Here is an 11,605-nt window from a genome sequence, read left to right on the forward strand (position 1 = left end):
CACGGCCGGCGGCCGGGGTCGGGCAAGCGCGAAGGGCGCTCCTGATGGTCTCAGGAACGCCCTTGCAGGTGGATCGGAGATCGGGTGCGGGTCACTCCGCCGAGACGACGACGTTGACCACGCGGCGACCACGCTTGGTGCCGAACTCCACGTTGCCGCCCACCAGGGCGAACAGCGTGTCGTCCCCGCCGCGGCCGACGCCGGCACCGGGGTGGAAGTGGGTGCCACGCTGACGCACGATGATCTCGCCGGCGTTGACCAGCTGGCCGCCGAAGCGCTTGACGCCGAGACGCTGCGCGTTGGAGTCGCGGCCGTTCTTGGTGGACGCCGCGCCCTTCTTGTGTGCCATGAGGTGAAGTCCTTTGCGTGCGGGAGGAGCGGGAAGGGGTGACCAGGAGCTGGTCAGACGGTGATGTCGGTGACCTTCACCTGGATGTACTTCTGGCGGTGACCCTGACGCTTCTTGTAGCCGGTCTTGTTCTTGTACTTCTGGATGACGATCTTGGGCCCCTTGGTGGCACCGAGGACCTCGACGGTCACCCCGGCCTTGTCGAGGCCGGTCGAGGTGACGTTCTCGCCGTCCACGACCATCACCACGGGGAGGGTCAGCGACTCGCCGACACCGGTGGCGGTGCGGTCGATCTCGATGACGTCGCCGACGGCAACCTTCTGCTGCTTGCTGCCTGCGCGCACGACTGCGTACACGACGACTCACTCTCCTCGGGTCTGCTGCTGATGGTCAGTCTGGGTGGCCCGCTCGACGTCCTCGGCCCCGGGTCCGTGGACCAGGCGCGAGGCGGCTCGGGCGACGGTGCGGCGAAGCGCACCAAGGGAGTACGTTACCGGCCCTCCGGCGGCAGGGTCAAAACGGCCCCGCCCGCCGGCTCGTGGGTCAGCGCTTGCGGGCTCCTTTGCGCTTCACCGGCACGTGGAGGAGCGAGCCCTCCCCGTCGCCCTGGTCCTCCGTGTCACCCGTGTCGTCCGGCCCCTGGGGCGCCTCGGCCTCCTCGACCGTGGGCGCCAGCGCCTCCCCGCTGCGCGGGTCGCCGGTGGTCACCTCCGGGCTGCTCGGCTCCGGCTGTCCGGCGGCGGGGCCCTCGGTGGGCTCGGCCACGACCACGGGCGGTCCGGCGGCACGACGGGCGCTGCGGCGTCGGGTGCTGGTGACGATCCGCGCTGCGGTGTCGACGGGAGCCTCGGCCGGGGTCTCGGCCGGGGTCTCGCTCGGGGTCTCGCTCGGGAACTCGGACGCGGTCTCGGCCGGGGTCTCGCCCGGGGTCTCGCCCGGGGTCTCGCCCGGGGTCTCGGTCGGGGTTGCGTCGGACGCCTCGACCTGCTCGACCGGTGCCACCGGCTCGGCTGCTCCGGTCTCCTCGACCGGGCCTCCGGAGCTGGGCACCTGCTGCGGCTCGGGCGCGGTGCCGGCGGGCCGGCCGATCACGGTCTGCTCGACCGGTGCGTCCGTGGGGGCGTCCGTGGGGGCGTCCGCCGGCTCGGCGTCCGCGGGCTCCGGAGGCCGGCTGTGGGCCAGGTCGCGGGGTGACGGCGGGCCGCTGGGCGCGCTCCCCTGCCCCTGACCACCGTTTCCGTTGCCGCCGTTGCCGTTGCCGCCGTTGTTGCCGTTCCCGTTGCCGTCGGAGTCGTCGCCACGACCGCCGCGGTTGCGGCCCCCGCGACCGCGACGCCCGCCGGAGCGGCCGTCGTCGTCGTTGGCCGCGCGGTGCTCGACCGGGTGGTCCTCCACCACGATGCCGCGTCCCTTGCAGGCCTCGCAGTCGTGGCTGAAGGCCTCGACCAGCCCGGTGCCGATGCGCTTGCGCGTCATCTGCACCAGCCCCAGCGAGGTCACCTCGGCGACCTGGTGGCGGGTGCGGTCGCGGCCCAGGCACTCGACCAGGCGCCGGAGCACCAGGTCGCGGTTGGACTCCAGGACCATGTCGATGAAGTCGACGACGATGATGCCGCCGATGTCACGCAGCCGGAGCTGGCGCACCATCTCCTCGGCCGCCTCCAGGTTGTTCTTGGTGACCGTCTCCTCCAGGTTGCCCCCGGAGCCGGTGAACTTCCCGGTGTTGACGTCGACCACCGTCATCGCCTCGGTGCGGTCGATGATGAGCGACCCACCCGAGGGCAGCCAGACCTTGCGGTCCAGGCCCTTGGCGATCTGCTCGTCGATCCGGTAGGCCGCGAAGACGTCGGCGCCGCCGTTCTGGCCCTGCTCGGCCGGGCCGTAGTGCTCGAGGCGCTCACGCAGCTCGGGAGCCACGTGGGAGACGTAGCCGTCGACCAGGTCCCACGCGTCGTCGCCCTGGACCACCAGGCGACCGAAGTCCTCGGTGAACAGGTCGCGGACGACCTTGAGGGTGAGATCGGGCTCGCCGTACAGCAGCTGCGGGGCCTTGCCGCCCTTGATCTTCTCCTCGATGTCGGACCAGCGCGCGGTGAGGCGCTCGACGTCGAGGGTGAGCTCCTCCTCCGAGGCGCCTTCGGCGGCGGTGCGGACGATGACGCCCGCACCGTCGGGGACGATCTGCTTGAGCAGCGTCTTGAGGCGGTGCCGCTCGGTGTCGGGGAGCTTGCGCGAGATGCCGGAGGTGGTGCCCTCGGGCACGTAGACGAGGAACCGGCCCGGGAGGCTGATCTGCCCGGTCAGCCGGGCGCCCTTGTGGCCGACGGGGTCCTTGGTCACCTGCACCAGGATCGACTGGCCCGAGGAGAGGACCGACTCGATCTTGCGCGGCTGCCCCTCCTGGTGGCCCAGGGCCTGCCAGTTGACCTCGCCGGCGTAGATGACCGCGTTGCGGCCCTTGCCGATGTCGACGAACGCCGCCTCCATCGAGGGCAGCACGTTCTGCACCCGTCCGACGTAGACGTTGCCGATCATCGAGGTCTGCGACTCACGGGCCACGTAGTGCTCCACGAGGACCTTGTCCTCGAGCACCGCGATCTGCGTGAGGTCCTGTCGCTGCCGGATCACCATGACCCGGTCGACGGCCTCGCGGCGGGCCAGGAACTCGGCCTCGCTGACGATCGGGGCGCGACGACGGCCGGCCTCACGACCCTCGCGACGCCGCTGCTTCTTGGCCTCGAGGCGGGTCGAGCCCTGCACGCTCGTGATCTCGTCCTCGGCGTTGCGCGGCCGGCGTGAGCGGCCGCCCCCGCCCTGGCCGCCGCCGCCCGATCCCGATCCCGAGCCACCGTTGTCCTGGGAGTCGCCCCCGTCGGAGTCGCCGGAGCGACGACGACGGCGCCGACGACGCGAGCCGCCGCTGCCACCCTCGCCGGAGTCATGGGCGTCGTTGGCGTCCTCGGAGTCCGGGGTGTCGCCCGACTCGCTCGCACCCGCGTCCTGGTCGGACGCGCCGTCGGGGTCGGCCGAGGCGCTGCCGCGGGAGCGCCCGCGACCCCGACCGCCCGATCCGGACCGGCCGGAGCCGTCCGCGGCGTCGGTGCTGGCGGGGCCGTCGGAGGTGTCGGAGCCGCCCGGGCCTTCAGAGCCGTCGGATCCGTCGGAGCCGTCACCGTCAGCGGCGTCCGAGGGCCGGCGGCGACGTCGGCCACCACGGCGACGGCGACGGCGGGGCGCGGTGTCGTCGCCCTCGTCGGTGTCGTCGCCCTCGTCGGCGTCGTCGGTCGCAACGTCGGCGTCGCCGGTGGTGGTGTCGCCGGTCGTGGTGTCGGGTGCCTCCGTCCCGGCGTCCGGGGCGTCCTCGGCGGCCGGGTCGGTGACGGTATCGTCGGCGTCGTCCTCGGCGGGGACGGCCTCGGCGTCGACCTTCTTCTTCGACCCGCTCTTCTTCTTGCCGCCCGACTTCTTCTTGGGCTTCTCGGGGGCGTCCGCGTCGCTGCTGCTGGTGGCGTCCGAGGCATCCGCGGGGGCAGCCGCGGGTGCATCGACGGCGACGGCCGCCTCGACCGGGGCCTCGGCGGCCTCGGCGGGCTCCGCAGTCTGGGCGGGCTCGGCGGGCTCCGCGGCGGGCGCGGGGGCGGCCTTGCGGGCGGCCCGCTTGCGCGGCGCGGCCTTCGTGGCCGGTGCCTGGAACAGCACGGCCGGAGCGGCGGGGGCCGTCTGCTCGTCGGTCTGCTCGTCGGGCTGCGGGGCGGCCGACTGGTCGACCGGCTGGTCCGCGGCGGGGGCGTCGACCGCCACCTCGGTGGGCGCGGCGGCCTCGGCGGGCGCCGGGGCGCCGGCAGGGCGGCGGGCGGCGGTCCGCTTGCGGGCGGCCGCCTTCTTGCGCGGCGCGGGGGCGTTCTCCGTCGTGTCACCGGTGCCGGCGTCCGGCTCGGCCGGCGCCGTCAGCGGGTCGGTCGGCTCGGGGGCGGCGGTCCGCTTGGCCGGAGCCTTGCGGGTGGTCTTGCGTGCGGTCTTGCGGGCCGGGGCCGCAGGCGCGTCCGCAGCCGCGTCGGGCGTCACCGGCGCGTTGGGGTCGGGCGTGGGGCCGGTCTCCGCCGGCGGCGTCGTGCCACCGACGCCGGGGGCGCCACCCGGGGAGTCCCCGGTGGTGTCGGGGCCGGGGGCCGACGGGTCGGGCGTGGGGGTGGTGGTCTGGTCGTCGTCGGGCACGGGATGAGCTCCTCGTGCACCGCGGGCCGGGGGTACCGGGCCTGCTGGTGCGTGGTCGCGGGGTGCGACGCGCCGTGGATGCGGCGCGCTGCACGCAAAGCCTGTCGGTGGCGACGACTCCTCCGCCTGTGCGCGTCGACGGGCGCTGTCCACACCGACCGCGGTCGCCGGGCCTATCGGGAAGCTGTCACCTTCACCGAGGGGCCGCGTCGCGGTCCGGTGCCAACGGGTCGCCCACCGTGCCGTCCGCCTCGTCCAGAGGCCCCTGCGCCAACCGCTGCTGGAGGGCCGCGGTGACGTCGAGGCCGGAGGACTTGCTGAGAGCGGCGAGAACGTCGTCGGGTCTCACGGACGGCGTGCCGTGCCGCAGGACCACGTCGAGTATCGCACACCCGGGTCGATCCGGGTCCTCTCCGCGCACCGACGCCGCCTGCACGGATGCCCGGGCGTCGAAGCGCCGCAGCCCCTTCTTGGTCATCCGCTCGACCTCGACCTCCGGCGTGTCGAGGAGGACGGCCACCGCCTCCCGCGCGGCGTCCACACCGATGCCGTCGAGGGTGATGCGCCAGTGCGAGGCCTCGAGGCGCTCGGCCAGGGAGCCTCCGGAGCTGACCACCACCTCGAGCACGTCGAGCCCGTCCGGGAGCGCCTCGGAGAGCGAGGCGTGCACGCTGGCCGGGTCGACGACCGCGGCGAGCGCCACCTCGACGTACTCCGCCTCGCTGGCCGACCCGGTCGGCGCGGCGCCGGCGTAGGAGATGCGGGGGTGGGGGTTGAAGCCCGAGGAGTAGGCCATCGGCACCCGGGCGCGGAAGACCGCGCGCTCGAAGGCCCGGCTGAAGTCACGGTGGCTGGTGAAGCGGAGCCGGCCGCGCTTGGCGTAGCGGATCCGCAGCCGCTGGAGCGGCGGGGGCTGCTGCTCGGGCTGCTCGCGCACCCGCAGACCCTAGCCCCGGGGATCCTCGGGGCAGCCGCTCCCCCTTCATCTGGGGCGAGGCGTAGACGGTCGAGACGACGTCGCCGTCGAGCCAGGCGGTCAGGCGCGCGGCCTCCCCGTCGAGGGCCCGCCGCCCCTGCTCGCCCACGTCGCGCCGCAGCACCACGCGCACGACGGCGTCGGGGTCCTGGACCCAGCAGCCCACCACCCGGCCGTCCCACCACGCGGTGGTGCCGCCGTTGCCGTTGGTGTCGAACAAGAAGGGGACGTCGACCGGGTCGAGGTAGAAGCCGCGCTCCTTCCAGCCCATCAGGGTCGGGTCGAGCACCGGCAGCAGCGCGGCGCCGGCAGCCGGCTCGGGCTCGTCGTCGAGGTCGTCGGGCAGCACCCAGCCCACGGAGCCCGCCTCGAGCGCGACCTCCACGGCGTCGAGGTCGGCGAGCGCACGACGCACGGCCGCCTTCGTGCCGCCCAGCCACCACACCAGGTCGGTCTCGGTGCCCGGCCCGAACTGCGCCAGCCACCGGCCCACCAGGACGCGGTAGCCGTCGGCCTCGTCCAGCGGCGCGGGCGGGTCCTCCCCCAGCCACGTGGCCGGGAGGGTCCAGCGGTGCCGGGCCGAGCGCCACCCGAGCTCGTTGTCGCCGCGCAGCAGACGGGCCTCGGCGGCGAGCACGGTGAGCACCCGCCCGGCGACCGGCGTGGTGGCACCCCGCCAGGCCCCGAGCCGACGGTCGAGCTCGGGCACCAGGCTGCGCAGCTGGGTGGTGGTGGCGCCTCCGGTGTCCTGGACGGCGGCGAGGAGCGCGTCGCCCACGACCTGGAGCCACGCCGCGCCGTCGTCGGCCAGCCCGGCCAGCTCGACCTCCTTGGCCAGGCGGGTGCGCTGCTGCGCTGCCACGCGCCGCGACGCGCTCCCCCACACCGCCGGCAGCAGCTCGCGCGGGAAGCCGAAGAGCGTGCGCCTCATGGCGAGCTGCTTGACCACGGTGCGGTCGTCGTAGAGCGCCGCGTCGACCTGCTCGCGCGAGGCTCCGCTGCGCGCGCGGACCGCGAGGTGCACCGTGGGCGGTTCGGTGGCGTGCAGGCACACCACGGACGCCACGGCCGCCTCGACGTCGGCCACGGGCGCCGCCAGCGCCTGCCGCCGCCAGGCCCGGGCGCGGCGCTGCTCGTCGGGGATGGCGTGCACGGTGCCGATCATGGCACCGGTCACCGGCGGTGGTCTCAGGCGCGGCGCTGGCCGGGGACGACGGGCACCGGACCGGTCGGGGCGACACCGGGCGTGGCGTCGAGCAGCAGGGTCTGGACGTGCGCGCGCACCGCGGCCACCTCGTCGAGGTCGAGCCGGGCCCAGGGACAGTCCGCGCGGTAGAGCCGGTGGAGGGCCTCCACGTCGGAGTAGCAGAACAGCACCAGCCGGCCGTCCGGGCCCTGCCACAGCTCGACCCGGCGGTCGGGGCCGTCGTCCTCCGAGGTCGGGACCACGACCAGGTCGGGGAGGGGGCGGTGGGTGCTGTCGTCCATGGGGGCCGATCCTCGGGCTCGCGACCCCGGTGGACCGCGTCGTGCCAGTGTGCGTCCCCGAACCACGCCCGTGGCCGAGACGGGTGTGTCGTCCCGCCTGCCGGAACGGTGTCTCCGCCCATGGGCCACACTGCCGCAGTGACCGACGTACGCCGCCCGCTCGCCGCCCGGACGTTGGTGGTGGTCGCGATCGTGGCGCTCGCCTTCAACCTGCGGCCCGCCGCCGTGAGCATCGGACCCGTCCTGGAGGACCTCCGCGCCGACCTCGGGCTGTCCGGCGCCGAGGCCGGCCTGCTCACCACGCTGCCGGTGCTCGCCTTCGCCGTCTTCGGGGCGCTCGCACCCCGGTTGGCCCGCGCCCTGGGACCCCACCGCCTCACCTTCGTGGCGCTGCTGTGCGTGGTCGCCGGCCTCGCGGGACGCAGCCGGGTCGAGCACGAGTCGACCTTCCTGCTGCTCTCGCTGCTGGCGCTGGCCGGCATGGCGACGGGCAACGTGGTGCTGCCCTCGCTGGTCAAGCTGCACTTCCCCGACCGGATCGGACTGCTCACCTCCGTCTACACCACCTCCCTGGCCGTGGGCCTGACCTGCGCGCTGACGCTGACCGTGCCGGCGGGCGAGGCCACCGGGGGTGGCTGGCGCGACGGGCTGCTGCTCTGGGCCCTGGTCGCGGCCGTCGCCGCCGTGCCGTGGATCGGTCTGCTGCGCCGCGACCGGCGCGACCCCGACGCCGTCGCCACCCGCGCCATCGGCGTCGTCGAGGTCGGGCGCACCTCGCTGGGCCGCCGGATGGCGCTGTTCTTCGGCCTCCAGTCCCTCCAGGCGTACGCCGTCTACGGCTGGTTCGGCGTCGTCTACCGCGACGCCGGGTTCTCCGCGACGACCGCGGGCCTGCTCCTGGGCGTCATCGGCGGGCTCAGCATCCCGCTCTCGCTGGTGATCCCCCGGCTGGCCGCCCGCACCGACGACCAGCGTCCGCTGATGTGGGGGCTGATGGTGTGCTACCCGCTGGGCTACCTCGGCCTGGCGATCGCCCCGGTCGCCGGCGCCTGGCTCTGGGCGGTGCTGGTCGGGACCGGCCTGTGCGTCTTCCCCCTCATCCTCACCCTGATCGGGCTGCGCGCCCGCACCCCCGACGGCACCGCGGCGCTCTCGGGCTTCACCCAGGCCGTCGGCTACCTGCTCGCCGCCGTGGGTCCGTTCGGGATGGGCGTCCTGCACGACGCGACGGGCGGCTGGACGGTGCCGCTGCTGGTCCTGCTGGCCCTGGCGGTGCCGCAGCTGCTGGTCGGGCTGTCGGTCGCCAAGCCCGAGCACGTCGAGGACCAGCTGCAGCGCGAGCCCGAGGCGGCGCGGCGATGAGCCCCGCGGTCGTCGACCACCGGGTCACGGTCCCCCTCGACCACGACGACCCCGCCGGCCCGACGCTCGAGGTGTTCGCGCGCGAGGTCACCGCCGACGGCGGGGCCGACCGGCCGTGGCTGGTCTACCTCCAGGGCGGTCCCGGCCACGAGTCGCCGCGACCGACGGCGGAGCCGCTCGCCCCGGGGTGGCTGGAGCGGGCCCTGGTCGACTTCCGGGTGCTGCTGCTCGACCAGCGCGGCACCGGTCTGTCCACCCCCTACGGTGTCGGCACCCGCCCCCACCCGCTGGACCCGGCGCCCGAGGCGGCGTACCTCACCCACTTCCGGGCCGACGCGATCGTGCGCGACGCCGAGTGCCTGCGCGAGCACCTCGGGGTGCGGCGGTGGTCGGTGCTCGGCCAGTCCTTCGGCGGGTTCTGCGTGCTGCACTACCGCTCGCGCTTCCCCGACAGCCTGCGCGAGACCTACGTGACCGGCGGGCTGCCGCCGGTGGGACGTCCCCCCACCGAGGTGTACGCCGCGACGCACGCCTCGCTGCGCCGGCTCGAGTACGCCCACCACCGCCGCCACCCCGAGGACGCCGACCGGCTGCGGGCGGTGCTCGACCTCGCGGGGGACGGCCGGCTGCGCCGCACCGACGGCTCGCCGCTGACCCCACGCCTGGTCCGCACCGTCGGCAACCAGCTGGGGCTGCACGGCGGCTCGGCCGCGCTGCACCACCTGCTCGAGCGCGACCCCCGCTCCCCCGCGTTCGTGCCCGACCTCGAGGCGCTGCTGCCCTTCGGTGGCCGCAACCCGCTCTACGCCGTGATCCACGAGTCCTGCTACGCCGACGGCGGCGTCACCGGCTGGGCGGCCGAGCGCACCCTCCCCGACGAGGACCACCTCACCGGCGAGCACGTCTTCGGCTGGCACTTCGACGACGACCCCGCCCTCGCGCCGTACGCCGGGACGGCCCGCCTGCTCGCCCGGCACGACTGGCCGCGCCTCTACGACGCCGACGCGCTGGCGGCGGTCGACCTGCCGGGCGCCGCGGTCGTCTACGTCGACGACCCCTTCGTCGAGCGCCGCTTCAGCGAGGAGACGCTGGCGCTGCTGCCCGGCGTCGCCGGCTGGGTCGACGACACCCACCTGCACAACGGGCTGCGCGTCGACGGCCCCGCCGTCCTCGACCGGCTGCTCGCGCTGGCGCGCGGGACGGGCCGGGCGGGCTAGGGATCAGACGACCGAGAGCGGCAGCAGCGACTGACCGGTCGGACCGACCTGGATGTCGGTGCCGAGCTCGGGGCACACGCCGCAGTCGTAGCAGGGCGTCCACCGGCAGTCCTCGACGTCGACCGAGTCGGGGTCGAGCGCGTCCTCCCAGTCGGCCCACAGCCAGTCCTTGTCGAGCCCGGAGTCGAGGTGGTCCCAGGGCAACACCTCGTCGTAGCCGCGCTCGCGGGTGGTGAACCAGTCGAGGTCGACGCCGGTGCCGGCCAGGCCCGCCTCGGTGGCGGCCATCCAGCGCTCGTAGGAGAAGTGCTCGCTCCAGCCGTCGAAGCGGGCCCCCTGGCGCCAGACCTCCTCGATCACCGCGCCGACGCGGCGGTCGCCGCGCGAGAGCAGTCCCTCGATGATGCCGGGCTTGCCGTCGTGGTAGCGGAACCCGATGGCGCGGCCGTACTTCTTGTCCGCCCGCACCAGGTCGCGCAGCTTCTTCAGCCGCTCGTCGGTGGTCTCGACGTCGAGCTGCGAGGCCCACTGGAACGGCGTGTGCGGCTTGGGCACGAACCCGCCGATGGACACGGTGCAGCGGATGTCGTTGTGGCCCGCCACCTCGCGACCCTTGGCGATCACCTTGCGGGCGAGGTCGGCGACCTGGAGGACGTCCTCGTCGGTCTCGGTGGGCAGCCCGACCATGAAGTAGAGCTTGACCTGCCGCCAGCCGTGGGAGTACGCCGCGGCGACCGTGCGGATCAGGTCCTCCTCGGTGACCATCTTGTTGATCACCTTGCGCATCCGCTCCGAGCCACCCTCGGGGGCGAAGGTGAGCCCCGAGCGGCGGCCGTTGCGGGAGAACTCGTTGGCCAGGGTGATGTTGAAGGCGTCGACCCGGGTGGAGGGGAGCGAGAGCGAGACGTTGGACCCCTCGTAGCGGTCGGCCAGGCCCTTGGCGACCTCGCCGATCTCGGTGTGGTCGGCGCTGGAGAGCGAGAGCAGGCCGACCTCCTCGAAGCCCGACTTGCGGATGCCGTTCTCGACCATGTCCCCGATCGTGGTGATCGACCGCTCGCGGACCGGGCGGGTGATCATGCCGGCCTGGCAGAAGCGGCAGCCGCGGGTGCAGCCGCGGAAGATCTCGACGCTGAAGCGCTCGTGGACGGTCTCGGCGAGCGGCACCAGCGGGTTGCGCGGGTAGGGCCACGCGTCGAGGTCCATCAGGGTGTGCTTGCGGACCCGGTCGGGCACCCCGGGGCGGTTGGGTCGCATCCCGAGCAGCGCGCCGTCCTCGGCGTAGGCCACGTCGTAGAAGCGGGGCACGTAGACGCCGCCGCTGACGGCCAGGCGCAGCAGCAGCTCGTCGCGGCCGCCTGGGCTCCCCTCGCCCTTCCACTCGCGCACGACCTCGCTGATCTTGAGCACGACCTCCTCGCCGTCGCCCAGGGCCACGGCGTCGAGGAAGTCGGCGACCGGCTCGGGGTTGAACGCGGCGTGGCCGCCGGCCAGCACGACCGGGTCGGCGTCGGTGCGCATCCTGGAGTGCAGCGGGATGCCGGCGAGGTCGAGCGCGGTCAGCATGTTGGTGTAGCCGAGCTCGGTGGAGAACGACAGCCCGAGGACGTCGAAGTCGCGGACCGGGCGGTGGCCGTCGACGGTGAACTGCGGGATGCCCTCGCGGCGCATCACCGCCTCCATGTCGGGCCACACCGCGTAGGTGCGCTCGGCCAGGGTCCCCTCCTGCTCGTTGAGCACCTCGTAGAGGATCTGGACGCCCTGGTTGGGCAGGCCGACCTCGTAGGCGTCGGGGTACATCAGGGCCCAGCGCACGTCGGTGTCCGCCCAGTCCTTGTGGACCGAGCCGAGCTCGCCGCCGACGTACTGGATCGGCTTGCTGACCCGCGGCAGGTGCGGCTCGAGGCGGGCGAAGACGGACTCTCCGGTGACGGACATGCAGGACCTTCCGAGGTCGGGGGGACGACGGTCCAGGGTACGCGGCCCCGGGGGCTGCTC

The 11,605-nt window shown here is 74.3% G+C and carries 9 protein-coding genes; 2 read left to right on the top strand and 7 right to left on the bottom strand.

All coding sequences use genetic code 11. The annotated features are described in order from the left end of the window. Positions 1–91 precede the first annotated feature (91 nt). The 6 genes from rpmA to EDD33_RS12440 all read right to left on the bottom strand — a co-directional run bounded on the left by rpmA (position 92) and on the right by EDD33_RS12440 (position 7,028). Positions 92–349, bottom strand: a complete 258-nt coding sequence (rpmA, locus tag EDD33_RS12415) for a 50S ribosomal protein L27 (protein WP_056544267.1) — start codon at positions 347–349, stop codon at positions 92–94. Positions 350–402: 53 nt separating this feature from the next. Next, entirely contained in the window at positions 403–705 is a 303-nt protein-coding gene (gene rplU, locus EDD33_RS12420; protein WP_056544270.1) for a 50S ribosomal protein L21, read from the bottom strand. Between the two features lie 187 nt (positions 706–892). Continuing rightward, positions 893–4,300, bottom strand: coding sequence for a ribonuclease E/G (locus tag EDD33_RS12425; protein WP_246003673.1), 3,408 nt, complete (start codon positions 4,298–4,300; stop codon positions 893–895). A 457-nt stretch (positions 4,301–4,757) separates the two neighbouring features. Further along, complete coding sequence (locus tag EDD33_RS12430; protein WP_123391242.1) at positions 4,758–5,501, bottom strand: TIGR03936 family radical SAM-associated protein; 744 nt, start codon at positions 5,499–5,501, stop codon at positions 4,758–4,760. Beyond that, positions 5,407–6,717 (bottom strand): winged helix DNA-binding domain-containing protein, encoded by a 1,311-nt coding sequence (locus EDD33_RS12435; protein WP_246003498.1) that lies wholly within the window; start codon positions 6,715–6,717, stop codon positions 5,407–5,409. Before EDD33_RS12435 ends, EDD33_RS12430 begins: the two co-directional genes overlap by 95 nt. Positions 6,718–6,728: 11 nt before the next feature. Next, entirely contained in the window at positions 6,729–7,028 is a 300-nt protein-coding gene (locus tag EDD33_RS12440) for an SseB family protein (protein WP_123391243.1), read from the bottom strand. 138 nt (positions 7,029–7,166) lie between these two features. On the opposite strand from EDD33_RS12440, the gene EDD33_RS12445 reads away from it, so the two are divergent. After that, positions 7,167–8,390 (top strand): MFS transporter, encoded by a 1,224-nt coding sequence (locus EDD33_RS12445; RefSeq protein ID WP_246003499.1) that lies wholly within the window; start codon positions 7,167–7,169, stop codon positions 8,388–8,390. Beyond that, the gene (locus EDD33_RS12450; protein ID WP_123391245.1) at positions 8,387–9,607 is read left to right on the top strand and encodes an alpha/beta fold hydrolase; all 1,221 of its coding nucleotides are present in this window, start codon (positions 8,387–8,389) and stop codon (positions 9,605–9,607) included. The genes EDD33_RS12445 and EDD33_RS12450 overlap by 4 nt, the downstream gene beginning before the upstream one ends. 3 nt (positions 9,608–9,610) lie before the next feature. Here EDD33_RS12450 and EDD33_RS12455 read toward each other — a convergent pair whose 3' ends face one another. Continuing rightward, the gene (locus tag EDD33_RS12455; RefSeq protein ID WP_123391246.1) at positions 9,611–11,545 is read right to left on the bottom strand and encodes a TIGR03960 family B12-binding radical SAM protein; all 1,935 of its coding nucleotides are present in this window, start codon (positions 11,543–11,545) and stop codon (positions 9,611–9,613) included. Positions 11,546–11,605 lie beyond the last annotated feature (60 nt).

It is taken from the genome of Nocardioides aurantiacus (assembly GCF_003752505.1).
Taxonomy (GTDB): Bacteria; Actinomycetota; Actinomycetes; order Propionibacteriales; family Nocardioidaceae; genus Marmoricola; species Marmoricola aurantiacus.